The sequence below is a fragment of the Myceligenerans crystallogenes genome, assembly GCF_039529775.1.
GTDB classification, from domain to species: Bacteria; Actinomycetota; Actinomycetes; order Actinomycetales; family Cellulomonadaceae; genus Myceligenerans; species Myceligenerans crystallogenes.
Genome location: NZ_BAAANL010000002.1, coordinates 57,778 through 82,540 on the forward strand (window position 1 = coordinate 57,778; position 24,763 = coordinate 82,540).

The 24,763-nt window shown below is 73.2% G+C and carries 26 protein-coding genes and 1 tRNA gene; 17 read left to right on the top strand and 10 right to left on the bottom strand.

Translation table 11 applies throughout. The features are described from left to right. Positions 1-75 precede the first annotated feature (75 nt). The 4 genes from ABD208_RS04940 to ABD208_RS04955 all read left to right on the top strand — a co-directional run bounded on the left by ABD208_RS04940 (position 76) and on the right by ABD208_RS04955 (position 4,825). A complete protein-coding gene (locus ABD208_RS04940) occupies positions 76-1,227 on the top strand; it encodes a hypothetical protein (protein ID WP_344100150.1) in 1,152 nt (383 codons plus the stop codon). Positions 1,228-1,363: 136 nt separating this feature from the next. Then, positions 1,364-2,611 carry a toxic anion resistance protein gene (locus ABD208_RS04945; protein WP_344100152.1) on the top strand — a complete coding sequence of 416 codons (1,248 nt, stop codon included), beginning with the start codon at positions 1,364-1,366 and terminating at the stop codon, positions 2,609-2,611. Further along, a complete protein-coding gene (locus tag ABD208_RS04950; protein ID WP_344100154.1) occupies positions 2,608-4,218 on the top strand; it encodes an extracellular solute-binding protein in 1,611 nt (536 codons plus the stop codon). The genes ABD208_RS04945 and ABD208_RS04950 overlap by 4 nt, the downstream gene beginning before the upstream one ends. Next, the gene (locus ABD208_RS04955) at positions 4,205-4,825 is read left to right on the top strand and encodes a hypothetical protein (RefSeq protein WP_344100156.1); all 621 of its coding nucleotides are present in this window, start codon (positions 4,205-4,207) and stop codon (positions 4,823-4,825) included. Before ABD208_RS04950 ends, ABD208_RS04955 begins: the two co-directional genes overlap by 14 nt. Here the strand turns inward: ABD208_RS04955 and ABD208_RS04960 are convergent. Next, complete coding sequence (locus ABD208_RS04960; RefSeq protein ID WP_344100158.1) at positions 4,822-5,631, bottom strand: PaaX family transcriptional regulator; 810 nt, start codon at positions 5,629-5,631, stop codon at positions 4,822-4,824. The genes ABD208_RS04955 and ABD208_RS04960 overlap by 4 nt on opposite strands. Before the next feature lie 115 nt (positions 5,632-5,746). Here ABD208_RS04960 and ABD208_RS04965 point away from each other — a divergent pair, with 115 nt between their 5' ends. Further along, positions 5,747-7,093, top strand: coding sequence for an extracellular catalytic domain type 1 short-chain-length polyhydroxyalkanoate depolymerase (locus tag ABD208_RS04965; protein ID WP_344100160.1), 1,347 nt, complete (start codon positions 5,747-5,749; stop codon positions 7,091-7,093). 78 nt (positions 7,094-7,171) lie between these two features. Here the strand turns inward: ABD208_RS04965 and ABD208_RS04970 are convergent, their stop codons facing one another. Continuing rightward, entirely contained in the window at positions 7,172-7,744 is a 573-nt protein-coding gene (locus ABD208_RS04970; RefSeq protein WP_344100161.1) for a GNAT family N-acetyltransferase, read from the bottom strand. Between the two features lie 161 nt (positions 7,745-7,905). On the opposite strand from ABD208_RS04970, the gene ABD208_RS04975 reads away from it, so the two are divergent. Next, positions 7,906-8,130, top strand: a complete 225-nt coding sequence (locus ABD208_RS04975; protein WP_344100163.1) for a hypothetical protein — start codon at positions 7,906-7,908, stop codon at positions 8,128-8,130. A gap of 60 nt (positions 8,131-8,190) precedes the next feature. Further along, the gene (locus ABD208_RS04980) at positions 8,191-9,273 is read left to right on the top strand and encodes a LacI family DNA-binding transcriptional regulator (RefSeq protein ID WP_344100165.1); all 1,083 of its coding nucleotides are present in this window, start codon (positions 8,191-8,193) and stop codon (positions 9,271-9,273) included. A gap of 20 nt (positions 9,274-9,293) precedes the next feature. On the opposite strand, the gene ABD208_RS04985 is transcribed toward ABD208_RS04980, so the two are convergent. The 4 genes from ABD208_RS04985 to ABD208_RS05000 all read right to left on the bottom strand — a co-directional run bounded on the left by ABD208_RS04985 (position 9,294) and on the right by ABD208_RS05000 (position 11,923). Next, entirely contained in the window at positions 9,294-9,788 is a 495-nt protein-coding gene (locus ABD208_RS04985) for a GNAT family N-acetyltransferase (RefSeq protein WP_344100167.1), read from the bottom strand. Positions 9,789-9,818: 30 nt separating this feature from the next. Continuing rightward, positions 9,819-10,271 carry a ScoMcrA-related endonuclease gene (locus ABD208_RS04990; protein ID WP_344100169.1) on the bottom strand — a complete coding sequence of 151 codons (453 nt, stop codon included), beginning with the start codon at positions 10,269-10,271 and terminating at the stop codon, positions 9,819-9,821. 121 nt (positions 10,272-10,392) lie between these two features. Continuing rightward, positions 10,393-10,785, bottom strand: a complete 393-nt coding sequence (locus ABD208_RS04995) for a YchJ family protein (RefSeq protein ID WP_344100171.1) — start codon at positions 10,783-10,785, stop codon at positions 10,393-10,395. 73 nt (positions 10,786-10,858) lie between these two features. Continuing rightward, a complete protein-coding gene (locus ABD208_RS05000; RefSeq protein ID WP_344100172.1) occupies positions 10,859-11,923 on the bottom strand; it encodes a serine hydrolase domain-containing protein in 1,065 nt (354 codons plus the stop codon). Between the two features lie 92 nt (positions 11,924-12,015). Between ABD208_RS05000 and ABD208_RS05005 the strand changes: the two genes are divergently transcribed. The 3 genes from ABD208_RS05005 to ABD208_RS05015 are packed head-to-tail and all read left to right on the top strand — an operon-like array spanning position 12,016 to position 14,083. Continuing rightward, a complete protein-coding gene (locus ABD208_RS05005) occupies positions 12,016-12,591 on the top strand; it encodes a PadR family transcriptional regulator (protein WP_344100174.1) in 576 nt (191 codons plus the stop codon). Further along, positions 12,579-13,196 carry a dihydrofolate reductase family protein gene (locus ABD208_RS05010; RefSeq protein WP_344100176.1) on the top strand — a complete coding sequence of 206 codons (618 nt, stop codon included), beginning with the start codon at positions 12,579-12,581 and terminating at the stop codon, positions 13,194-13,196. Before ABD208_RS05005 ends, ABD208_RS05010 begins: the two co-directional genes overlap by 13 nt. Beyond that, entirely contained in the window at positions 13,193-14,083 is an 891-nt protein-coding gene (locus tag ABD208_RS05015) for an alpha/beta fold hydrolase (RefSeq protein ID WP_344100178.1), read from the top strand. The genes ABD208_RS05010 and ABD208_RS05015 overlap by 4 nt, the downstream gene beginning before the upstream one ends. A gap of 78 nt (positions 14,084-14,161) precedes the next feature. Here ABD208_RS05015 and ABD208_RS05020 read toward each other — a convergent pair whose 3' ends face one another. Together ABD208_RS05020 and ABD208_RS05025 are read right to left on the bottom strand one after the other, a co-directional pair. Next, positions 14,162-14,440, bottom strand: coding sequence for an antibiotic biosynthesis monooxygenase (locus ABD208_RS05020; RefSeq protein WP_344100180.1), 279 nt, complete (start codon positions 14,438-14,440; stop codon positions 14,162-14,164). Continuing rightward, positions 14,437-15,198 (bottom strand): TetR/AcrR family transcriptional regulator, encoded by a 762-nt coding sequence (locus ABD208_RS05025; protein ID WP_344100182.1) that lies wholly within the window; start codon positions 15,196-15,198, stop codon positions 14,437-14,439. The genes ABD208_RS05020 and ABD208_RS05025 overlap by 4 nt, the downstream gene beginning before the upstream one ends. Positions 15,199-15,292: 94 nt before the next feature. Between ABD208_RS05025 and ABD208_RS05030 the strand changes: the two genes are divergently transcribed. From ABD208_RS05030 to ABD208_RS05050, 5 genes are all read left to right on the top strand, one after another. Next, complete coding sequence (locus ABD208_RS05030) at positions 15,293-16,318, top strand: ATP-binding cassette domain-containing protein (protein ID WP_344100184.1); 1,026 nt, start codon at positions 15,293-15,295, stop codon at positions 16,316-16,318. Further along, positions 16,315-17,106 carry an ABC transporter permease gene (locus tag ABD208_RS05035; protein ID WP_344100186.1) on the top strand — a complete coding sequence of 264 codons (792 nt, stop codon included), beginning with the start codon at positions 16,315-16,317 and terminating at the stop codon, positions 17,104-17,106. The genes ABD208_RS05030 and ABD208_RS05035 overlap by 4 nt, the downstream gene beginning before the upstream one ends. A gap of 171 nt (positions 17,107-17,277) precedes the next feature. Continuing rightward, positions 17,278-18,852 carry a right-handed parallel beta-helix repeat-containing protein gene (locus ABD208_RS05040; RefSeq protein WP_344100188.1) on the top strand — a complete coding sequence of 525 codons (1,575 nt, stop codon included), beginning with the start codon at positions 17,278-17,280 and terminating at the stop codon, positions 18,850-18,852. Between the two features lie 217 nt (positions 18,853-19,069). After that, on the top strand, positions 19,070-19,837 hold the full coding sequence (locus tag ABD208_RS05045) for a PAS and ANTAR domain-containing protein (RefSeq protein WP_344100190.1): 768 nt from the start codon (positions 19,070-19,072) through the stop codon (positions 19,835-19,837). 148 nt (positions 19,838-19,985) lie between these two features. After that, positions 19,986-20,753 (top strand): PAS and ANTAR domain-containing protein, encoded by a 768-nt coding sequence (locus ABD208_RS05050; protein WP_344100192.1) that lies wholly within the window; start codon positions 19,986-19,988, stop codon positions 20,751-20,753. A 137-nt stretch (positions 20,754-20,890) separates the two neighbouring features. Here the strand turns inward: ABD208_RS05050 and ABD208_RS05055 are convergent, their stop codons facing one another. Continuing rightward, positions 20,891-21,400, bottom strand: coding sequence for a Dps family protein (locus tag ABD208_RS05055; RefSeq protein WP_344100194.1), 510 nt, complete (start codon positions 21,398-21,400; stop codon positions 20,891-20,893). A gap of 410 nt (positions 21,401-21,810) precedes the next feature. Between ABD208_RS05055 and ABD208_RS05060 the strand changes: the two genes are divergently transcribed. After that, a tRNA-Leu gene (locus ABD208_RS05060) sits at positions 21,811-21,896 on the top strand. Positions 21,897-22,178: 282 nt separating this feature from the next. Here the strand turns inward: ABD208_RS05060 and ABD208_RS05065 are convergent. Next, the gene (locus ABD208_RS05065; protein WP_344100196.1) at positions 22,179-22,514 is read right to left on the bottom strand and encodes a hypothetical protein; all 336 of its coding nucleotides are present in this window, start codon (positions 22,512-22,514) and stop codon (positions 22,179-22,181) included. A 270-nt stretch (positions 22,515-22,784) separates the two neighbouring features. On the opposite strand from ABD208_RS05065, the gene ABD208_RS05070 reads away from it, so the two are divergent. After that, the coding region (locus tag ABD208_RS05070; protein ID WP_344100198.1) for a VaFE repeat-containing surface-anchored protein at positions 22,785-24,763 on the top strand (1,979 nt) is incomplete at its 3' end.

The window sequence follows — 24,763 nt, forward strand, 5'->3', positions numbered from 1 at the left end:
CGTCGGCCCGGCCGTGTCTACGCTGTGGCCACGTAGCCCGGGATCCCAGGTCCGGGCGTTGATCTTGGACGGGGCATGACATCAACCACCAGGCGGGTGGCCGGGCTGGTCCTCGCCGCAGTGCTCGTCGTCGGAATCGTCGTCGCGATCGTGATCGGCCGCGGGCTCGCGGGCGGCTCCGGCCCCGGTGAGGGCGGTGACCTGCGCGTGGTGACCGGCGTCATCGGATCGGAGAAGGAGCCCTTCTTCGACGACCCGCGGGTCAAGGCCGCGTTCGCCCGGCACGGCCTGGACGTCCGCGTCACCACGGCCGGCTCGCGGCAGATCGCCACCAGCGTCGACCTGGCCGGCGTCGACTTCGTCTCGCCGGGGTCCGCTCCCGCCCGGGACAAGCTCGTCGAGGAGACCGGCGCCGAGACGTCCCACGACCCGTTCTACACGCCGATGGCGCTCGCGAGCTGGCGGCCCATCGCCGAGCTCCTGCGGGACGCGGGCGTCGCGAAGGAGTCGGACGGCCGCTGGACCCTCGACATGGAGCGGTACCTCGAGCTGGTCGCGGACGACACCCGCTGGGAGGACCTGGAGGGCGCCGCCGAGGCGTACCCGAGCTCCCGCTCGATCCTGGTGTCCAGCACCGACGTGCGCACGTCGAACTCCGCGGCGATGTACCTGGCGATCGCCTCCTACGTGGCCAACGGCGACAGCGTCGTCGGCGGCGCCGAGCAGGACGAGGTGCTGGACGAGCTCGCCCCGCTCTTCCTGGAGCAGGGCTACTCGGCCGACTCGTCGGAGTCCCCGTTCGAGGACTACCTCTCCCAGGGCATCGGCTCCAAGCCGCTCGTGATGATCTACGAGGCGCAGTTCCTGGGCCGGCAGCTCGACGAGGCCACCGCCGCCGCGATCACCGACGACATGCTCCTGATGTACCCCGAGCCGACCATCCTGTCCCGGCACGCCTTCGTCACGCTCACCGACGCGGGGGACGAGATCGGCACGCTCCTGGAGAGCGACCCCGAGCTGACCCGCCTGGTCGCGGCGCACGGCTTCCGGCCGAACGACGCCGCGGTGTTCACCGCGGTGCTCGAGGAGGCCGGGGTCGAGGCGCCGCCCGCGCCCGTCGACGTCGTCGAACCTCCGGCCTACGAGACGCTCGAGTCGATGATCGCCGAGATCGAGCAGCAGTACGACACCCCCACGCCGACCCAGCACCCCACGGCGGACCAGTGAGCGGGACGCCGGCCGGTCCGAACCGGCGCGGCGGCCGTCTCGCGGGCCCGCCCGAGGGCCGGCCCGCCACCGGCTCGCAGATCAGAGTCCCCACCTCGCATCCCCGCCGCACCCCCGGAGGACGACCTTGAACGACATGCTCGATCTCTCGGCGCCCGAGCCGCGCCCGTCCGGGACGCAGGCCGCTCCCGACGGGGTGCCGCCGGCCGCCGCGGGCCCGTCCCCGCTGGTCCTGGAGCCCCCGGCCGCCGTCGCGCCGGTCGAGCCGGAGCAGGCGGGCGCCGTCGTCCCGCTGGAGGCCGCCCGCCGCACGGAACTGGCCGAGCGGGCCGGCGCGTTCGTCGGCGGCCTGACGAGCCTGGACCCGAAGGACCCGGCCTTCCAGGCGAAGCTCAAGGACGTCGCCGCCATGGGCCGCGACGACATCCGCGCCGCCGCGCAGGTCTCCAGCCGCATGCTGGAGCGCCCGGTCGCGGCGCTCCAGGCGGCCCAGGGCAAGGGCGCCGAGAGCGACCCGCAGCGCCTGGTCGCGAAGTCCCTCGTGGAGCTGCGGCTCACGGTCGAGGAACTCGACCCGGCCAAGGCGGAAGAGGGTGGCCTCGGCAGGTTCCTGCGCGACCTGGTCCCGTTCCGCAAGCAGCTGCAGAGCTACTTCGCCCGCTACGTCTCCGCCCAGGGCCAGCTCGACAAGATCATCCGCGCCCTGCAGAACGGCCAGGACACCCTGCTCAAGGACAACGCCGCCGTCGAGGGCGAGAAGGCCCGCCTCTGGCAGACGATGACCAAGCTCCAGGAGTACGCGACCCTCACCGCGGCCCTCGACACGGCGCTCGCCGGCGAGATCGAGCGGATCCGCGCCGTCGACCCGGCCAAGGCCGACGCCTTCACCTCCGACCTGCTCTTCGAGGTGCGCCAGAAGCACCAGGACCTGCTCACGCAGCTCGCGGTCTCCGCCCAGGGCTATCTGGCCCTCGACGTCGTCCGCAAGAACAACGCCGAGCTGGTCAAGGGCGTCGAACGCGCCACGACGACCACGGTCTCCGCGCTGCGCACCGCCGTCATCGTCTCCCAGGCGCTGGCCAACCAGAAGCTCGTGCTCGACCAGATCGACGCGCTCAGCGCGACGACGTCGAACATCATCGTGGCGACCTCGGAGATGCTGAAGCAGAACTCCGCGCGCGTGGCGGAGCAGGCCACGAACCCGAGCGTCAGCCTCCAGTCGCTGGAGACGGCGTTCACGAACATCTACGAGACCATCGACGCCGTCGACGGGTACAAGGCCCAGGCCGTCGAGACGATGGGACAGACCGTGACCGCCCTGCAGCAGCGCCTCGCCGAGGCGCAGTCCCACCTGGAGCGCAGCAGGCCGCAGGAGCAGCCATGAGGGCGCCGCTCGTGCGACGCAGGACGGTCGCGCTCGCGGCCGTCGCCGCGACGACCGCCGGGCTCCTCGGGGCGTGCGCGACGCCGGGCGACGACGGCGTCCTGCCGGACGACCCCGACACGATCCGCGTCCTGGCGGGCAGCGAGGTCGAGGACATGGGCCCGATCCTCGCCGACGCCGCCGAGGCGACCGGGGTCAAGGTCGCGTTCCACTACACCGGCACCCTGGAGGGCACCGAGCGCGTCGCCGCCGGCGGCGCCGACGAGGGGTACGACGCCGTCTGGTTCCCCAACAACCGCTACCTGTCGCTGCTGCCCGAGGCGGATGCCAGGACGGGCGAGAGCGTCAGGATCATGAGCTCCCCGGTCGTGCTCGGGCTGCGGGCCGACGTCGCCGCGGGGCTCGGCTGGGACGAGGAGCCGCCCACCTGGGCCGAGGTCGCCGAGGCCGCCGCCGACGGCGAGTTCACCTACGGGATGACGAACCCCGCGGCGTCGAACTCCGGCTTCAGCGCCCTGGTCGCCGTGGCGACCGCGCTGTCCGGGACGGGCACGGCCCTGCAGGAGGAGGACATCGAGAAGGTCACCCCGGAGCTGACCGACTTCTTCTCCGCGCAGAAGCTGACGGCCGGGTCGTCCGGCTGGCTCGCCGAGAAGGTGGTCGCCGAGCCCGACGCCGTCGACGGCCTGATCAACTACGAGTCCGTGCTCATGGGCCTGGAGCTCGGCGGCGAGCCGGTCACGATCGTCACGCCGTCCGACGGCGTCGTCACCTCCGACTACCCGCTGACGCTGCTCGCGAGCGCGAGCGGCAAGCAGGAGAAGTTCGACGCGCTGACCGCCTGGCTCACCACGCCCGAGGTGCAGGAGCGGATCGCGCGCGAGGTGCACCGGCGGCCCGCCGTGCCCGGGGTCGACGCCGGCGGCGAGTTCGGCGAGGGCGTGCTGTTCGAGACGCCGTTCCCCAACACGATCGACGTCACCAACACGCTGATCTCCACCTACCTGGAGTCCGTCCGGGCGCCCAGCCAGGCGGTGTTCGTGCTGGACACGTCCGGGTCCATGGACGGGGACCGCATCGAGTCGCTGAAGTCGGCGCTCGCGGGCCTGTCGGGGGCGGACACGTCCACGACGGGGGTGTTCACGCAGTTCCGGGAGCGGGAGCGGATCACGCTGCTGCCGTTCAACGACCTGCCGGGCGCGCCCGTCGTCGTCGACGTGCCCGAGGACGACAAGACCGCCGCGCTGGAGCAGATCCGCGGCACGACCGACGGGCTCTACCCGTCGGGCGGCACCGCGATCTACGACTCGCTGCGCGACGGGTACGAGCTGGCCGCGCAGCAGCGCGCCGAGCGGCCCGACACGTTCGTGTCGGTCGTGCTGATGTCCGACGGCGAGAACACGGACGGCTCGGACGCGGCGGCCTTCGAGGCCTGGTACGCGGGGCTCGGGGCCGCGCAGCGGGACATCCCGGTGTTCGTGGTGCTGTTCGGGGAGGGCGACGTGGAGGAGCTGACCCACGTCGCCGAGCTCACCGGCGGCCAGGTGTTCGACGCGACGAACGGCGATCTCGCCGGAGCCTTCCAGGAGATCCGTGGCTACCAGTAACTTCCTGGACTCGGGGCCCGCCCGGTACCTGGGCTCGCGGAAGAACCTCGCGGGCCTGGGGCTGGGCGTCGCCGCGGTGGCCGCGCAGCTGACCGTCGGGCTGGGGGAGTTCTGGCCCGCGGTGGTGGCCGGCGCGTACGCGGTCGGCGCGCTCGTCGCGCCGGGCGAGCCGCCGCTGGTGGTCACGCTGGGCGCGGGGGCGTCGGCCGAGGAGCTGGAGCGGGGGATCGCCCGGATCCGGCGCGCCGCCGCCCGGCTGGAGCCGGAGCTGCGGCCGCGCGCCGACCTGCTGCTCGCCGCGCTGGACGAGATCGTCGCCCGCTGGGGCGAGCTCGCGGGCGCGCCGGACCAGATGCACACGGTCGAGTCGATCGTGGGGGACTACCTGCCGACCTCGCTGCGCCGGTACCTGGACCTGCCCCGGCGCGTGCGGGCCGAGGTGCGGGGCGGGACGAGCCCGCAGCGGGAGCTGGCGGGGCAGCTCGACCTGCTCGCGGCGGAATCGGGCCGGATCCGGGACGCGGTGTACTCCCGCGCCCTGGACGCGATGGACGACCACGGCCGCTTCCTCCGGGAGAAGTTCCGGCGCTCGGACCTGGATCTCTAGGAGGCGGGGCCGGCCACGTCGAGCACCTCCCGGGCGAGCCGTTCCGCCCGGGGGTCGAGCTCCGCGTGGAGCCGGCGGAAGAGTTCCTGCGCGCCCGCGGCGGGCCAGTCCGCGGGAAGGTACCGGGCGGGCAGGCGCGGGTCCTGCCTGATGAGCGTCAGCCACCCGGCGGTCAGCAGGAGCTGGCGCGCCAGCGCGTCGTCCCGCGGGCCCGGCGCCGCCGACCAGCGCTCGGTGAACCGGCGGTAGCCGCCCGCCAGGGCGTCCAGGTCCCACGCGCCCGCGACCAGGTCCGCGACGTCGGTGGGATCCAGCGTCCGGGCGCGGAAGGCCCGGATCTGCCCGGCGGAATCGATGCCGTCCAGCAGGGCCGGGACGTCGACGTCGGCGGGGGAGATCCACAGCCCGCCCTGCAGCAGCCCGAACCCGGCCCACAGCAGGCGGGAGCGCAGCAGGTGGCGCTGGGCGCGGTGGGACTCGGGGATCGTGAAGCCGAGGAGGGTCCAGGCGGCGTCCGGCTCGTCGTTGACGACGCCGTCGCGCCAGATGCGGCGCTCGCCGTCGTCCAGGATCTCCCGGCTGCGCGGCGTGAGTCCCAGGTACACCTGCTTGCCGCGGCGTTCCCGGTCCAGCAGGCCCTGGGCCGTCATGCGGGTCAGCGCCGACCGTGCGGCGTGCTCGGTCACGCCCACCCGGGCCAGCACGTCCAGCAGGCTGCCGGTGGCGACCCGCAGGTCGCGGCCGAGCAGGCGGTCGCCGAGGAAGGCGAGGACGAGGGTCTGGGGGCGTACCGGGGAGTCGGTCATGAGACCGTGAGCCTAGCTAATCGCATAGGTTCGTCGCATGTCGTTGACGACCGTCACGAGACTGCCGAATGATGGCGGCGCACGTGACCGCCCGACGACGTGAAGGGTTGCACCCATGACCAGAACCAGCACCAGGAGACTGCTCGCGGCGGTCCTCGGTGGATTGCTGCTCGGAGCCACGGGGATCGGCGTCGCGCCCGCGGCGACCGCCGCGTCGCTGCAGGAGGTGACGAACTTCGGTGAGAACCCCGGGAACCTCCGGATGCACGTGTACGTCCCGGATGCCCGCCCGGCGAGCCCGCCCGTCCTCGTGGCGATGCACGGCTGCGGCGGGTCGGGGCCGGGGTTCCACTCCGGCTCGGAGTTCTCGCGGCTGGCGGACCGGTACGGCTACATCGTGATCTACCCGACCGCGACGAAGCAGACGGCGATGAGCAACTGCTTCGACGTCTGGTCGGACGCCGCCAAGCGCCGCGGCGGCGGGAGCGACCCCGCCTCGATCGCGTCGATGGTGAACCACGCGCTCCAGCAGTACGGCGGCGACCGGAACCGCGTCTACGTCACCGGCAGCTCGTCCGGCGGGATGATGACGAACACGATGCTCGCCCTCTACCCGGACCTGTTCCGGGCGGGCGCGGTGTTCATGGGCGTGCCCTTCACCTGCTTCCTGAACGAGGCCGACTACGCGCCCGGCACGAGCCAGTGCGTCAACGGGCGCAAGGACCAGACCCCGCAGCAGTGGGGCGACGCCGTCCGCGCGGCGTACTCGTACGCGGGCACGCGGCCCCGGGTGCAGCTCTGGCACGGCGACCAGGACTCGCTCATCCCGTTCCAGCTCCTGAACGAGGAGATGGAGCAGTGGACGAACGTGTTCGGGCTGAGCCAGACGCCGGCGTCGTCCGACCAGCCGCGGTCCGGCTGGCACCGGGCGCGGTTCGCGGACGCGAGCGGCCGCGTGCAGGTGGAGTCGATCCGCGTCGCCGGGGCCGGCCACGTGCTGCCCCAGAGCGGCCAGGCCCAGCTGGCGATCGAGTTCTTCGGCCTCGACCAGCCCGGGGCCACGCCGTCGGCCACGCCCACCCCGACCGCGACGCCGACGACGAGCCCGAGTCCCACGCCCACCGCCACGCCGACGACCGGCCCGTCGCCCACCGGCTCCGCGGGCGCCTGCTCGGCCACGATCCGCGTCGTCAACAGCTGGGGCTCGGGCTACCAGGCCGATGTCGACGTGACCGCTGGCCCGCGCGCGATCTCGGGCTGGACGCTCACCTGGACCCTGGCGGGCGGCCAGACGATCGCCCAGGCGTGGAACGCCAGCGTGACGACCTCGGGCTCGGCGGTGACCGCCACGAACGTGTCCTGGAACGGCGCGATCGCAGCGGGCGCGACCAGCCGCTCGGCCTTCGGCTTCGTCGGCTCCGGGACGCCGTCGGCCCCGTCGGTCACCTGCACCGCGAGGTGACCCAGGAACTGCCCTCCCGGGCAGGTGGCACGAGAGCCCGCCGTCGCGCGCAGGTCGCGCGGACGGCGGGCTCGCGTGTCAGTTCTGCCCGCCGGTGAGATCCAGGGTGTAGGCCAGGAGCTGCGTGTCGAGCTTTTCGGCCGGGCTCCAGTCGCGGTCCGGGACGCGGGTGAAGCCGAGGCGCCGGTAGAGGCGGTGGGCGGCGTGCATCCGGGTCTGGCTGCACAGGACGACGTTCCGGAATCCCGCGGCGCGGGCGCGGTCGAGGCAGGCGCGGGTCAGGGCCTCGCCGACGCCGCGTCCGCGGGCCTCGGGCGCGACCGCCAGGGTGCGGATCTCGGCCTCGCCGTCCCGGGCCATGTCCGCCATCGGGCCGGGCCCGGGAACGAACGTGATGCCACCGAGGAGCCGCGGCCCGGGGGCGCGCTCGCCGGCCTCGTCGTCGTCCCCGGGGAGGGGATCGCCGACGGCGACGAGCACCTCCGCGGTCGCGGCGCGCCGCGCGACGTCGCGCAGCTTCGGCAGGTACGGGTCCTGCTCGCCGAAGTCGAGCAGGCCACCCTGCAGGTAGGCCTGGGCGGTCAGTGCGCCGAGCGCGTCGTACTCGGATGCCGAGACCGGCCGGATGTCGAGGTCCACGGGTTCTGCCATTCGATCGGGGCAACGGTCCCGCAAGTCTGCCACCGGCCGGGCCCGCGGCGGCACCGCTGATCGAGATGGCACTCCTCACTTGACCGGTACAGAAACGTCCCGGTACTGTACCGGTACAGAGGCGTTCGGGGACGAGCGCTCGCCCACTCGGGAGGGAAGCGATGAACCACGAACCGAGCATGTCGCACCACGCGATCCAGGCCGTCGAGAGGCACGTGAACAGCGCGCGGCCCGACGCACCGGTCGTGCCGCACCAGGAGAAGGGGCGCCGGGCGGCGGTGGTCCGCGAGCAGGCGGCCGCCGCACTGCGCAAGGTCGCCGAGAAGATCGAACCGCGTGAGCCGGCGCGGCCGCAGTGTGCGCCGCGGCCCCGGGACGCCTGGTGAACCGGGGCGCGCCGCCGCCGTCCCGGGGCTGATTCCCTGCCGGGACGTACTGTGTCCCTGATGGCCAAGGTGACCCTGCAGTCGATCGCGGACAAGGTCGGCGTGAGCCGCATGACCGTGTCCAACGCGTTCTCACGTCCGGACCAGTTGTCGGCGGACCTGCGCGAGCGGATCCTCGCGGCGGCGGCGGACCTCGGTTACTCCGGCCCCGACCCGGCCGCACGTGCCCTGGCCCGGGGCCGGACCGGCTCGGTCGGCATGCTCATCAACGGGCGGGTCAGCGAGTCCTTCACCGAGACCAGCTCGGTCCAGCTGCTGGCATCGGTCGCGGACGACCTCGCCGCACGCGGCCTCGCCCTCACCCTGCTGACCCCGCCGCCGGGCGGCGGCTTCGTCCCCGCGCGCGACGTCGCCGTCGACGCCGTTCTCGTGTACTCGTGCGACCCGCGGTCGGGCGGGCTGGAATGGCTGGCCAGGCGCAAGATCCCGATGGTCACCATCGACGAGACCGCCTACCCGGGAGCGGCATCGGTCAACATCGACGACCGCGGCGGCGCGCGCGCCGTCGCGCAGCACCTGGTCGACCTGGGCCACCGGCGGATCGGCATCATCGGCGTGCAGGACGGCGGGCGGCCCGGGCCGTCCGGCGACCTGACGACGATGCTGCCGAACTACCCGATGGCCGAGCGGATGGCCGGCTGGCGTGAGGCGATCGACGCCGCGGCCGACGACGACGGCCCGGGCGTCCTGACCGAGGTCCGCGTTGCACCGCTCGCCGCGAAGCGCGCCGCCCCGGCCGGCGGGCCGCGCTCGCCGTCACTCGTCCACGAGATCGCGCTCGACCTGCTGGATCACGACGTCACGGCGATCATCTGCTTCGCCGACGTGTTCGTACCCGGCGTGTACCGGGCGGCGGCGGCCCGCGGCCTGTCCGTCCCCGGGGACCTCTCGGTGGTGGGGTTCGACGACGACCCCCTGGCCGAGACCCTCGACCCCCCGCTGACCACGGTCCGCCAGGACGTGCCGGCCAAGGGCCGCGCGGCGGTCGCGGCGCTCGCCGAGGTCATGGCGGGCAGGATGCCCGCGCCGGTCCTGCACCCGACGGAACTGGTCGTCCGCGGGTCGACGGCGCCACCCTCCTGACGGGCCCGGGAGCCGGGCGGTCAGGCCAGTCGCTGGTACATCACGTGCAGGCCGACCAGGCCGTGGGCGGGTGAGCGGAAGGCCTCCGGGACCGTGCCGATGATCGTGAAGCCCAGGGACTGCCAGAGGCGGACCGCGACGGTGTTGGACTCGACGACGGCGTTGAACTGGATCCCGCGGAAGCCCTGCTCGCGGTGCCAGGCGATGACGTGCTCGCCCAGCGCGCGCCCGGCACCGCGGCCGCGCGCGGCGCCGGAGATCATGAACGACGCCGTGCCGACGTGGTCGCCGTGCCCGGGCCGGTTGGGGCCCATCTTGGCGGTGCCGAGGATCGTGCCGTCGTCCTCCAGGACGACGGTCCGGCCCGGCGGGGACTCGATCCAGTAGGCGCGGGCGGTGGCCTCGTCGATGTCGACCGGGTAGGCGTAGGTCTCGCCCTCACGGCAGACGTCCTCGACGATCGGCCAGACGGCGGGCCAATCGGCGTCGGTGAACGGGCGGATGGCGCGGGGCATGGACCGAGGGTAACCGCGGGCTCCCAGGCTTTATCCGCAGGTGTCGCAGATCCCCGAGCCGGGCAGCGCCATGAAGCAGGTCGGGCAGATGATCTCGGGCTTCTCCTCCACGGCCGCGCGGCGCGTGGTGGCCGGGCGGGGCGCGGCGGCCTTCGCGGCGCGGCGCGTCGTCGTCCCGGAACCCGCCCCCGCGGCGGCCGGCTTCGCCGCGCCGCTGACCTCGAAGCCGCGCCTGCCGAGCAGGGTGCCGACGGCGACCTTGCCGTCGGCGAGCTCCTCGGGGAGCGCGGCACGGCCGGTGGCGTGGCGGTGGGCGACGGCGAGGATCGCCTTGGCGTCGTACGTCCTGCCGTCGTGGCTCAGGGTGATGCCGGGGGTGGGGGTGAAGCCGTACGCACCGAGGAACACGGCGGCGCCCCGGTCGTCGTGCTCGGTGATCGCGGCGAGGACATGCGTGCGGGTAACGGCGGCGAAGGTAGCCATGCTTCGAGCGTAGGCCACCGGGCGGGGTGCCCAGGACGTGATAAGGGGCTTGACAGGCGGCCGTGATCTGCCGTGTTCCCGGGCTCGCCGGCGCGACGGATCACGGCCGCCCGGCGGGAGGTCACTTGCCGCTGACGTAGTACCAGCGGCCCGCCTCCCGGGTGAAGTCACTGATCTCGTGGAGCAGGCCGCGCTCGTCGCCCGACCGGTAGCGGGCCTCGAACTCGACCACGCCGGTGTCGTCGAACGGCCCGCCCTTCTCGGTGCGGAGGATGTCGAGCCGGCGCCACACGATGGCGTCGTCGTCCAGGTCCAGCTCGCCGGGACGGGTGGCAGGGTGCCAGGTCTCCCACAGGTAGGCCGCGTCGCCGACGGCGAAGGCCGAGTACCGCGAGCGCATCAGGGCCTCCGCGGTCGGGGCGTGCACGCCGTCGGGCAGTCCGCGGTGGTAACGGGCGCAGCACGCACCGTAGGTGTCGCCCGAGAGGCACGGGCAGCGGTCGTCGTCGTTCACAGTGGGCAGGAGACCACACCGGCGGGCCGGTCCGCATCGCTGTAAACGGTTGACACGACCGTTGCCGCGGGCGTCAGGACTTATCCGTGAGGATCCGCGCGATCCGCAGGTGCGTCAGGAAGCTGCGCGACATCTCGCGGGTGGAATGGAAGTTCAGCACGACGTGGGCGCGGGCGTCCGGGTAGTAGAACATGTGGGTCGCCCAGACGCCGAGGTGGCCCACGGGCCGCGGCAGGCGGCTGAACGGCGCGAACTCGCCGAAGCGGAGCGTCATGCTCCCCGCGCCGTACCAGATGCCCTGCCGGACGCGGTGGCGGGGCCGCGTCAGGTGGGCCAGGCTCTCGGCGCCGATCAGCCGGCCGCCGTGCAGTGCCTCCTGGAAGCGCACCAGGTCGGCGGGGGCCTGCACGATGTTGCCGCCCGCGAAGTCGAGGCTGAGGCAGAGGGCGTGGCGCAGGTCGTGCCGGCCGATCCAGGCGGGGGCGACGTCCAGGTCCGCGACGTCGGCGGGGGTGCGGGCGTCGGAGTAGGGGGTCGAGCTGGTGGTCATGCCGGCGGGCTCGAGGACGTGCTCGCGCAGGGCCTGCCCGAACGTGGTGCCGGTGGCCTCCTCGACGATGCGGCCGAGCAGCACGTAGTTGGTGTCGGCGTAGTGAAACCTCGCCCCGGGGCGCCCCACGGCGGGCAGGCGGCGCACCTCGCCGAGGATGTCCGACGGCGGCCAGTACCGGTCCGGGTCCAGCGGCGCGGTCCTGATCGAGCACCCGGTGCCGTGGCCGCGGGGCGGCTCGAAGTAGTCGGGCAGGCCGCTGGTGCTGGTCAGCAGGTGGTCGGCCGTGACGTCGCGGGCGGCGTCGGCCCCGGGCGCGGCCGGCAGGCCGGCGACGTCGGAGGCCGGCAGCAGCGTGCCGATCGGGGCGTCCAGGGCGAGCCGGCCCCGCTCGGCGAGGATCGCCACGAGGGTGGCGGTCATCAGCTTGCCGACGCTGGCGGAGTGGTAGCGCTGGTCCTGGTCGCCGTAGGTGAACTCCCACCCGGGCGCCCTGACCAGCACCTGGGGTGCGGGCAGGCCGCCGCGGCGGGCGGTGAGGCGGTCGAGGGCGGTGCGGAGGGTGGTCTCGGGGGTGCGGCGCGTCATGAGGGGCCTCGGGGTTTCTCGGCGTCGTCGTACATATCTCAGAGACATGTCTACGAGACCTGTCTCTGAGAGTCAAGGATTAAACTCGCCGGATGGCGCACGTGATCCTCGGCCTCCTGCTGATCGCCCCGCAGAGCCTGTACGACCTGGTCAAGTCCTTCGAGGCCGGGGTCTCGCTCTTCTACAGCGCGAGCTCGGGCAGCATCAAGCGCGCCCTGGACGGGCTGCTCCGGGACGGGCGCATCGAGGTCGCCGAGACGTCCTCCGGCGCGCGCGGCCGCAAGGCGTACCGGGTGACCGACGACGGCCGGGCGGCCTTCCGGGAGTGGATGACCGGCGACCTCAAGGGGGACGTGGAGACCGCCGCCCTCTCCCGGCTCTTCTTCCTCGGGCTGCTCGACCCGGGCGAGCGCACCGGCGTGCTCCGCCGGGTCGTCGGGCGGATCGAGACGGACCTGGCCCAGCTCGAGGCGCTGGGCGCCCGGTTCGGCGTCGACGACGTGCCCGAGGAGTACCGCGACGTGGCCGCGTACCAGCGCGCCACCCTCGACTACGGCCTGGCCTCCCACCGCACGGCGCTGAGCCAGTTCCGCGAGATCCTGGCCCGGGAAAAGGCGGCCGATGATTCTTCCGCCCCGGCGTCGTCGGACCTCACATGGGAAACGTGACAGCAGACATGAGCGTGACGCTCGACCTGTACGGGACCGGGCTACGGCAAGGACGTGAGGACCCGTTCGGGTTCGACGGCGCGGGGGACCCCGTGGGGGAGCGGCTGCACCCGTGGATGTTCGAGCACGGGGACGCTCACAAGGCCGAGGTCGACGCGATCGTGGACGCCGGGGCGTTCGTGATGGGACGCAACATGTTCACGCCGGGCCGCGGTGAGTGGGACCTGGACTGGAAGGGCTGGTGGGGCCCCGAGCCGCCGTACCACGGGCCCGTGTTCGTCCTGACGCATCACCCGCGCGAGCCGCTGGAGATGGACGGCGGCACGACCTTCCACTTCGTCACCGACGGGTCCGAGGCCGCGCTCGCCCGGGCCCGCGAGGCCGCCGGGGACCGCAACGTGTCGATCGCGGGCGGCGTGGCGGTGCTCAACCAGTACCTGGCGCTTGGCGTCGTCGACGAACTGCGCCTCCACGTCGTGCCGTTCACCCTCGGAGCGGGGGAGCGGGTGTTCGACGGCGTCCCGCCGTCGAGCCTGCGCCTGGTCTCCGCCCGGCACACCCCCGAAGTGACCCACCTGACCTACTCGCAGAGGAGCGCGGCATGACCACCAAGCAGACAGCCACCCTCGAGGCGCCCGGCGCCACCCTCGTGTACGACGTCCGCCCCGGCGACGGCACCGGCGACCCGACGCCGCTCGTGCTCGTCGGCTCGCCGCAGGGCGCCGAGGGATTCACCTCGCTCGCGGCCCGGCTCCCCGGGCGCACCCTGGTCACCTACGACCCGCGCAGCGAGCGCAGCACCGTGCACCCCGGCACCGCGCCGGCCACGCCCGCCACCCACGTGGCGGACATCCGGCGGGTCGTCGCGGCGTCGGCCGGGATCACCGGCCACACCGGCCCCGTCGACGTGTTCGCGACCAGCGGCGGCGCCCTCAACGCGCTGGCCTGGATCAGCGAGCACCCCGGCGAGGTCCGCACGCTCGTGGCGCACGAGCCGCCCGTCGCGCACTACCTCCCGGACCGGGACCTCATGATCGCCGCGATGGCCGACGTCGCCGACACCTACCAGGCCAAGGGCCTCGGCGCGGGCATGGCCAAGTTCATCGCGCTGGTGATGCACCAGGGCGAGCTCCCGGCCGACTACCTCGACCGCCCCGCCCCCGACCCGGCGCAGTTCGGCCTCCCGGCGCAGGACGACGGCTCGCGCGACGACCCCCTGCTCGGCGTCGGCATGCGCGCCACACCGCGCTTCGTGCCCGACGACGACGCCCTCCGCGCGGCCGCCGCCTCCGGCCGGGTGATCCTGGCCCAGGGCGAGGAGTCCGCCCAGGAGATGCCCGGCCGCTCCGCCGCGGCCGCCGCCGCGCGCCTCGGCCTGCCGCTCGCCGTCTTCCCCGGCAGCCACAACGGGTTCATGGGCGGCGAGTACGGCCAGCCCGCGGGCAAGCCCGAGGAGTTCGCCGCGAAGCTCCGCGAGGTCCTGGCCGGCTGACCCGCCTGCGACCGGCCACGATCCGCCGCGGATCCGGACCCCCGGACGCGGCGGATCACGGCCGGCCGCCGGCCGGGGTCAGGGGAACTCGTGCGTCACCCGCAGGGGCTGGGTCAGGTAGCGGTCCTCGTCGGCCCGGACCACCGGTTCCGTCCGCCAGCCCGGACCCGCGTACGCCGCCAGGGCCGCCTCGTCGCGCCAGCGGCTCACGTAGGTCAGCGTGCCGGGCCCGACGACGATCTCGTCGCCGAGGAACCCGTCCAGCTCCCGGAACTCCGCCGTCCCCGCCGCGATGAACTCCCGGAACTCCGTCATCATCCCGTCCCGCACCCGGGCGGTCGAACGCCTGATGATCATCCCCGTGGCCTGCCTTCCGTGTACGTCACGATCCCGTCGATGATGCGGGCCAGGCCGAACTCCAGCTCCGCCGCCGGATCCGCCGACGCCTGGTAGGCCTGCCCCGCGGCCTGCCCCACCCGGTCCGCGAGCGGGTACCGGCGCCCCGCCGTCAGCCGCCCGAGCTCCGGTGCGTTCGCCTCCCACCACTCGGCCTCCGACATCCCCGACGCGCGCTCCGCCGCCCGCATCCGCACCTGCGACCGCGCGATGTTGCCCGCGAAGCCGGCGAGCACCGCCACCGCCTGATCCATCTCCAGGTCGGTCAGCCCGATGCCCTCGACGGCCGACAGCTGCCACTCGTACAGGTCGGACGCCCCCGGCCCGATCCCGTTCTGCAGCACCATCGCGTCCAGCAGCCACGGGTGCTCGCTGCATGTCTCGTAGTGGGTGCGGGCGACGAGCGCGAGGCGCTCGCGGACGTCGTCGGGCATCGGCGGGAGGGTCCGGCGGCCGAGCGCCTGGTCGGCCATCAGCGCGAGGAGCTCGTCGCGGCCGGGCACGTAGGTGTAGACGCTCATCGCGCCGATCCCGAGCTCGCCCGCCAGGCCGCGCATGGTGAGCGCGTCGAGGCTGTCGCGGTCCGCGACCTTGATCGCGGCGTCGACGACGTCGTCCACGGACAGGCTCTGCCTGCGGCCGCGGCGCGGGCCGGTCCTGTCGTCGTCGAGGCCGTGCCGCCACAACAGGCGCAGGACGGGGTCGGGCTGGTGTGCCATGGCGACCACGATAACTTCATCGTACGGCGTACGGAATAGATGGTACGGTGGGCGTGTTCAAAGCCGTACTGCGTACGATAAAGAGGAGTCGGACATGCCCGCACGCGCGACGGCGCCCCCGTCGGCACCACCCCTGGTCGCCCGGGGCCTGCGCAAGAGATACGGCGACACGGTCGCCCTGGACGGCTTCGACCTGGAGGTGGCGGCCGGGTCCGTCCATGCCCTGCTCGGCCCGAACGGGGCCGGCAAGACCACGGCCGTGGCGACGTTCGCGACGCTCACCCGGTGCGACGCGGGCGAGGCGCGCGTCGCGGGCCACGACGTGCGGACGGACCCCCGGGCCGTGCGGGCGGCGATCGGCCTGGTCGGGCAGCGCACCGCGCTCGACGAGGTGCTGTTCGGGGCCGAGAACCTCGTGATGTTCGGGCGCCTGCACGGGCTGACCAGGGCGGCGGCCCGGGAGCGCGCCGACGAGCTGCTCGCCGCGTTCCGGCTGACCGACGCGGCCGGCCGGAAGGTCTCGGCGTTCTCCGGCGGCATGCGCCGCCGCCTCGACATCGCCGCGGGCCTGATCCGCCGGCCCGCGCTGCTGTTCCTCGACGAGCCGACGACGGGGCTGGACCCCCGCGCCCGGAACGAGGTCTGGGGCATGGTGCGGCAGGTCGTGGCCGAGGGCACCACGGTGCTGCTGACCACCCAGTACCTCGACGAGGCGGACCAGCTCGCGGACCGGGTCACGGTGATGGACCACGGCGGCGTCGTGGCCGAGGGCACGCCCTCCGAGCTGAAGCGCCGCCTGGGCGGCGACCGGGTGATCGTCACCGTGCCGCCGGGCGTCGACCTGGACCGGCTCGCGGCGCGCCTCGGCGGCGCCGCGGACCCGGGGCTGCGGCAGGTCGTCGTCGAGGCGGGTCCGGACGGCGGCGCGGCCGCGATCACCGCCGTCGTGCACGCGCTGGACGCGTTCGACGGCACCGGCGTCGTCGTCGACGACCTCGTCCTGCGCCGGCCGACGCTGGACGAGGTGTTCCTGCACCTCACCGGGGCGCAGCCGGAGGCCGCGGACCCCGCGCCGGCCGGCCCGGCGCCGGCCGCACCGACCACGGGAGGACTCCGATGACGGCGATCGCCGCGACCCTGCGCGAGGGCTGGATCATCACCCTGCGCGACCTCAGGCACTGGCAGCGCGAACCGTGGGGCCCGATCTTCGGGATCCTGTTCTCGGTCATGCTCGTGCTGATGTTCGGCTACCTGCTCGGCGGGTCGATCGCGCTCCCCGGCGGCGGGGACTACCTGCCGTACCTGCTGCCCGGCGTGTTCGCGCTGTCGATGATGTTCGGCATCGAGGCGACGATGACCGCCGTCGCGAACGACTCCAGGAAGGGTGTCACCGACAGGTTCCGGTCCCTGCCGATCAGCGCCGCGGCCGTGCCGCTCGGGCGGGCCGGCGCGGACCTGCTGAACTCCGCCGTGGAACTGGCGGTGCTGCTGGCCGGCGGCCTGCTCATCGGCTGGCGGGCGACGGGCGGGATCGCCGGGGCGCTGCTCGCCGTCGGGCTGCTGCTGTGGTTCCGGTTCGCGATGCTGGTGGTGGGGGTGTTCCTCGGGCTCGCGTTCCGCGGCGAGGGCGGCGTGACCGCCGTCCAGGTGCTGGTGTGGCCCGTCGGGTTCCTGTCGAACGCGTTCGTCGCGCCGGAGTCCATGCCGGCCTGGCTCGGGTTCGTCGCGCAGTGGAACCCGCTGTCCGCCACGGCGGCCGCGTGCCGCGAGCTCTTCGGGAACCCGTCGGGGATCTCGGGCGGGGTGCTCGCCGACCACGCCGTGCTCCTGGCGGTCCTGTGGCCCGCGGTGCTGGTCGCGGTGTTCCTGCCGCTGGCCGTGCGGTCCTACCGGGCGCTGTCGCGGTGAGGCGGCGGGTGCGGGACCGGCCGACGGGCTCTTGACGCCGCATTTCGGGCCTCGCTAGTCTCTCGACCGTTGGATAACGCTTTCCGTCCGGCGCGGGCTCTCTCGCGCCGGGCGGCGACGCGCGCCCTGTGCACTGTCGCCCAGCCGGCCCCACGTCCTCCGGAGACCCTGATGAAGATCCGATCCGCCCTGCTCTGCGCCGCTCTCGCCGCCGGCATGGTGGCGCTCGTACCACCCGGCGCCACCGCCGCGACCGTCCGCCACGAGGCCGAGACCGCCCCGGCCACCTGCGCGGGCACCATCGACGCGAACCACGCCGGCTACACCGGCACCGGCTTCTGCAACGCCGCGAACGCCGTCGGCTCCGCCGCCCGGTTCTCCGTCTCCGCGCCCGCCGCGGGGACCGCGACGATCACGGTCCGGTACGCGAACGGCGGCACCGCGGGCCGTCCCGCGGACCTGCTCGTCAACGGCGCCCGCGTCACGTCGCTCGCGTTCGCGGGCACCGGCACGTGGACCGGATGGACGCCGGCCACGGCGACCGTCCCCGTGGTCGCGGGCGCGAACGTGATCCGCCTCAGCCCGACGACGTCGGCCGGGCTCCCGAACGTCGACCACCTCGAGGTGACCACCACCGAGGCGGCGTCGTCGGCCCTCTACGTCGCCACGACCGGCGACGACGCGGCCGCCGGCACCCTCGCGGCCCCGCTGCGCACGATCCAGGCCGCCGTCGACCGGGCCACGCCGGGCACGACGATCCACGTGCGCGGCGGCACGTACGCGCCCGCCGGCAACATCCAGCTCGTCAAGGACGGCACCGCCGGCCGGCCGTACACCCTGACCGCCTACGCGGGCGAGCGCGTCGTGATCGACGGCGAGAACATGCCGTACACGCCGGGCGCCGTCGGCAGCAGCATCCCGCGTGCCGCGCGCGGCGCGGTGCACGTCGAGGGCGACCACTGGCGCGTGGCCGGGCTGGAGATCGTCCACGGGCCGTACGGCGTCTTCGGCGTGGACACGAACCACGGCGTCTACGACCGGCTCGTCACCCGCGACAACTACGAGAGCGGCCTGCACCTGCAGGGCGCGTCGAGCGGCAACCAGATCCTGGACCTGGACTCCTCGGGCAACCGGGACCCGCGCAAGAACGGCGAGAGCGCGGACGGCGTCGCGATCAAGGAGGGGTCCGGCGCGGGCAACGTGATCCGCGGCGCGCGGCTCTGGAACAACTCCGACGACGGCCTCGACCTCTGGGAGTTCACCTCGCCCGTGCTGACCGAGTCGAGCCTGGCGTGGGGCAACGGCTACAACCGCTGGGACATCCCCGGCTACACCGGCGACGGCAACGGGTTCAAGCTGGGCGGCGGCGACCCCGACCCCGCGGCGGACCACGTCACGCGCAACTCCATGGCCTGGGACAACTCGGCGCACGGTTTCACCGACAACGGGAACCCGGGCTCGCTGCTCGTGGAGCGCGGCACGGCGTGGCGCAACGGCCGCACGGGTTTCGACCTCGCCGATTCCACCAGCACGCTGACCCGGAACCTCGCCGTGGCGAACGAGACCCCCGTCGCGCTCGGCGCGGGTTCGGGTGGCAGCGGCAACTCGTGGGACCTCGGCGGGACGTGGGACCTAGTCTCGACCGACCGGTCCGCGATCACCGGCGCACGGACCTCCGGCGGCGCCATCCCGTCGTCGGCGTTCCTGCGACCGGCCGACGGCGCGGACGTGGGCGCGCGATTCTGATCCGGCGGCTTGCGCGGTCGGTTGACGTAGCCGGCTGACGCAGCCCGTTGGGTCAGCGGGCGGTTCCGGCGGCCGGTGCGGTCGCCGGAACTCCCGGTGCGTCGTCGTCGCGGACGCGGAGGGCACGCCGGGCTCGGATACGCTCGTCGCAAGGTGGGTGCCGTAATCTTCGGGCCAGCGATCGGACCATCGGAGCTTTTCACCCCAGGAGGCAATCGTGACCTCAGCGCAGACCACGGGCGGTCCTGCCGTCGACGGGGAGGCCGGGGAGGCCGCGGAGGCGCGGGCCCGTGCCGGTGAGGTCCAGGACCTGCTCGAGGGCGAGGTGGAGGCGGTGCTCGACGGCGGGACGAGGCCGCCGGTCGGCCGGTACCGCCTCGATCTCGCCACGGGTCAATGGGCCTGGTCGGACGAGGTCTACCTGATGCACGGGTTCGCACCCGGCGAGATCGTGCCGACGACGCCGCTCATGCTCTCCCACAAGCATCCTGAGGACCGGGCGCGGTTCGACGGCGTGCTCCGGCGGGCCGCGGAGACCGGCCAGACGTTCAGCTCGGTGCACCGCATCCGCGACGCCCGGGGGCGGACGCGCACCCTCGCCGTCACGGGTCAGGGGCGGCGCGACCCGGACACCGGCCAGGTGACGGAGCTGGTGGGCTACTTCATCGACGTGACCGACTCGCACCGCAAGGCCGCCGAACGGGACGCGACGGCGTCGATCCAGGCGTCGGCGGAACGGCGGGCGGTGATCGAGCAGGCCAAGGGCGTGCTGATGGTCGTCCACGGCGTCGAGGAGCTGGAGGCCTTCGCGCTGCTGCGGGAGGCGTCGAACCGCTCGAACATCGCCGTGCGGGATCTCGCCGGGGTGCTGGTGAGCCTGGTCTCGCAGCCCGGGAACACGGTGTTCCCGACTCCCGAGGCGATCGACGCGTTCCTCGAGGACCCGAGCCGGGCGGAGCGTCAGGAGCTGCGGGGCGAGGTCTGACCGATTCGCGGTAGCGGGCCCGGCAGGGGGCGCCCCGCGAGCAGTTTGATGGCCCGGTAGGGTGTCCATTTTTCACCCGGTGCCCTATACTGGGACGCCACGGAGTCAGGAAGCGGCTCCAGGTCCACGACGGATCTGGGAGGTTCGCATGTCCATCTCTGTCCGGCAGTCGCCCGAGGCACCCGTGAACGGTGACCCGCACGGCACGCACCCGCCGCTGTCCCTGGCCGACCTGACCGACGCGCTCGGCGTCGGCACCAGCCTGCTCGTCGGCCGCTACCGCGTCGAGCTCTCCTCCGGCCACTGGTGGTGGTCCGACGAGCTCTACGCCATGCACGGCTGGGACCGGCGCGAGGTGGAGCCGGGCCTGCAGGTGCTCCGCTCGCGCAAGCATCCCGACGACCGCGTGCGCACCGTCCGCGCCGTCGGCGAGGCGCTGCGCGCCGGGCGTTCCTTCGCCTGCGGGCACCGCATCGTGCGCAAGGACGGCACCACCCGGTCGCTCATCGTGGTCGGTCAGGGGCGGCGGGGCGTCCCGGCGGGCGGCCCGGAGGTGGTCGGGTACGTCGTCGACATCACGCCGGTCCAGAAGCAGGCCCTCGAGCGCCGTGCCGCCTGGGTGGTGTCGCAGGCGTTTGTCTCGCGGGCGGTCGTCGAGCAGGCGAAGGGGGTGGTCGCGGTGGTCCGCGGGATCGACGACGACGCCGCCGAGCAGGTGCTGCACGACGCCGCCCGCTCGGTGGGCGTGCCGCTGCACGTGGCCGCGGAGCAGGTGAACCACGCGCTCCGGACCGGCGAGAAGCCGGGCGCGACGCCGGCGGCGCTGAACCGGGCGCTCGGCACGATCCACCCCGTGGAGCGGCCGCGCGGGCGCGACCCGCTGCTGACCAGGCGGCCGCGGCGCGGGCGGGGCTGACGGCTTCCGCGTGATCCGCTCCGGACAGGGCTGGCGGCCTCCGCGAGACCCCCCCGGGCAGGGCTGGCGGCCGCCGCGTGATCCGCCCCGGCCCGGCGGATCACGCGGCCGGTGCGGTGGACTCTGGCGCCGGACCCTCAGTCCGTGAGCGCTCCCGTGGCCGACTCCAGATGGGCGCGCACGAACCACTGGAACTGCTCCAGCTCGTGCAGATGGCCGATGAGCAGATCGTTCGTCACGTCGTCGAGGCCCGCGGTCTTGTCGGCGGCCTCGCGGTGGAACCGGACGACCGAGTCGTAGATGTCGTCCAGCGCCCCCAGGTGCTTGATCGCGGGGGCGCGCCCGAGCTCGTAGTCCTCCCAGGTGCGGGCGGCCACCAGGGCGCCGGGCGTGCCGATCGGGACGGATCCCAGGGTCGCGATGCGCTCCGCGATCTGGTCGACCATCTGCCGCACGGCGTCGACCTGCGGGTCCAGCATCTCGTGCACGCCGATGAAGTGCGGCCCGACGACGTTCCAGTGCACGTGCTTCAGCGTCAGGTGCAGGTCGTTGAGCGCGTGCAGCCGCTCCTGCAGGATCCCCGCGACCTCGGCACCCTGCTCGGGCGTGAGGGACGGGACGGTGTAGCGGGGCAGCTTCGGGGACATGGCGGGGTCCTCTCTCGCGTCTTGCGGGCCGTGTGCACGACCCGTGGCACCCGTCCATCGTCATCCGCGACGGAGACGCTCGCATGGCGAGGGGCTGCCGGCTGGGATGCGGTCGGCAGTTTGTCGAGCGGTCGGTTTGTTGTCCGTGCGGTCGGCCGCCCGGGCGGCCGACTTCTCGACTTCCGACCGACCTCGATCGACTTCGGGCCGACTGCAGCGGCGTTGTGTCGGCAGTGTGGGAGCAGGGAGCAGGGAGCAGGGAGCAGGGAGCAGGGAGCAGGGTTGAGGGGCGCGGCGGCCATGGTGCGAGCGGCGCAGGTCACATCCTTATCGATGCGAGATCGGGGCTCGCTTCGTGCTATGTTTTTCCACGCACCGGCTCGGAGCCACAAGGCACGGGGCGGCACCCTGTCCGGGTGGCGGAATTGGTAGACGCGCTAGCTTGAGGTGCTAGTGCCCGTATTAGGGCGTAGGGGTTCAAGTCCCCTCTCGGACACATCTGAAACCGTCGTGACCTGGTGGTCACGGCGGTTTCGTCGTTCCTGCAGAAGCCGCACCGCCAAAACCCCTGCCGCGCCCGATGGGCCCGGCACCCTGAGCGTGATCGACCGTCTGACGATGCCGCAGGACCACAAGGGACGCGATCACCCGAGCAGCGGGGTGCGGCCACTTCGGCCGACGGCCTGCTGGCGGCACGGACGGCCCCGCTGTTCGGTCACGCCAGAGGCAGAGTTCTCCGGCATCGTGAGGCACATCCTCCTGCGGGCCTGATCGCCGGTTAGCCGCGGGGTGACTCCTCGGTCCACTCGCAGAGGAGCATCCGCGCGGCCGGCAGCGCCGCGCTCACGTCGTCGGGCACCGTGCGCGGGAACGGGCCGTAGAGCCGGACGGCGACGTCGAAACCGAACAGCTCGTCCAGGAAGTACTCCCCGTCGGGGTCCGTCGCATCCGTGACCTGGACATGTCGCCCGTCGGCATCGGCACTCCAGTACAGCCCGATGTACGAGCTGTCGCGCTGTCGCAGCGTCATTCCGAGTGCGGTCGAGACGGCTCGCGCCACCACGTCAGCTGGTTGGCCACGAAGTCCGAACGCGGCGTCCAGGTTCGCTGTCATGCTGCGGCACACTACCTCCCACCCCTCCGCCGATCGGGGGCCACGCCTCGCCTGACGGCACTCCGGGATCCAGGTCGACGCGGCGTCGAGATCGACGGCACGCTCGGTCTCGGTGATCGGCTATTGCCGCTCATTTCCGCTTCGTGCTCTCATTTGTACCACTCGCACGTTTTCCTGTTTCGAAGGATCTCAAACGGGGTTACGGTCCCTTGACGGAGATGTTCCGGCGCGCTGAGCCGCTGGAGCATCCATTCACGAGCAGGGGGCACCGTGAGGACACATCGCCTTATTCGTCGCGCCCGGGGCGCGGCGATCGCCGGGACGCTGGGGCTGGTTGCCATGTCGGGGATCGCGCCCGCGCAGGCCGCGATCACCACCTACAACCCGTTCGACGCGAACGCCGGGTTCACGATCGTCTCGACCGGTGACGCGCACCTGGCGAACGGTGAGCTGGAAGGGTCCGTCGCGGTCTTCGGCACCCTTTCGTCGGACAATGTCAATGGCTATCCGGTGATTCACCAGGCGGCCGGGATGGCCGATTACACGGTGCCCGTGATCGACGGCGACCCGGTGCGCATTCTCGCCGGGAGTTTCACCGGCACCGGCTCGTTCGACCTCGCCAACCGCGACGACTCGGGGACGATCAGCTCGTCGAGCCCCGAGGCGAACGCGATCGCGAAGCTCACCGACACCACGGGGTTCACGGCGCAGGTCCGCGGCGGCGGCGTGGGGAACAACGCGGGCGGCGACTTCCCGCGGGTCACCAACACCTCGGGCGGGTTCCTCGACCTCAAGCCCCTGCCGTACGACACCTTCACGATGTCCGACATCCAGACGGCACAGAGCTCGGTCGCCGCGTACCTCCCGGACCTCGAGGCGCAGGTCGCGCAGACGAACGCCTGCCTGTCGTCCATGTACGGCAACCCGCAGCTCTCGAACGCGGTGACGATCACCGCCGAGGGCGGCCTCGTCTACGCCGAGGGTTTCTCCACGACGATGCCGAACGTCATCGACTACGCCGACGTCGCGGGCGCCACGATCAAGATGGACCGGGCCGGCGGCTACGTGCCCACGGCCGAGGCGCCGCTGGTCATCCGCGTCCCGGCGGGCACCACCACGATCAGCCGGGTCAACTTCGAGGGCTGGTCGTCCGCGAGCTCCGCCGAGCAGGACTACGCGCGCTTCATCCTGCTCGACCTGTCGGAGGTCACCGGTCCGGTCACCGTCGACGGCCTGGAGATGGGTGCGCTCTGGGCGCCGGAGGCCGACATCAACTTCTCGTCCGGCATCACGACGAACGGCCAGTGGCTGGCCTCCGGCGTCACCACGAGCGGCGGCGGCGAGATCCACCACCACACCTTCGGCGGGGAGCTGCTCTGCGATCTGGCCGGGCCCGCGCCGTCGATCACGACGAGCGTGGCGGTCGCCGGATCACCGGACGACGTCCTGCCCGCGACCGGCGGCACGGTCACCGACACGGTCTCCTACTCCGGCCTGACCGCCGGCGCGGAGTACGTCGTGTCCGGCACCGTGATGGCGGGCGACGGGACGAGCACGGGCGTCACGGCCGGCACCACGTTCACGCCCGAGGCGTCGTCCGGCACCGTGGACGTGGTCTTCACGTTCACGGCCGACGACGCCGCCGCGCACGCGGGCGATGCGCTGGTGGTGTTCGAGGAGCTGACGCTCGGCGGCGAGCTCGTCGCCGACCACGAGGACCTGACCGACCCGGCGCAGACGTTCACCGTCGCGGAGCTCCCGCTCGTTCCGGAGATCGCGACCAGCGTCGCGGTGGCCGGCACCGACGACAAGGTCATGCCGCTGACCGGTGGTGACCTCGTGGACACGGTCTCGTACGCGGGCCTGACCGCCGGGACCGAGTACGTGCTCTCGGGCACCGTCATGACGTCCGGGGGCACGAGCACCGGCATCGTCGCGAGCAGGACGTTCACGCCGGCCGAGTCCTCCGGCACGGTCGAGGTCACGTTCACTCTCGTGGCCGACGACGTCGCCGCGTACGCGGGTCAGTCGCTGGTCGTCTTCGAGGAGCTCGGCCTGGCCGACGAGGTCGTCGCCGAGCACGAGGATCTCACCGATCCGGCCCAGACCTTCGAGGTCGCCGAGCGGGTCAGCCCGTCACCGACGCCGACGCCGTCGCCGAGCGTGAGCCCGTCGCCGAGCCCGTCGCCGTCGCCGAGCGTGAGCCCGTCGCCGAGCCCGTCGCCGTCGCCGAGCGTGAGCCCGTCGCC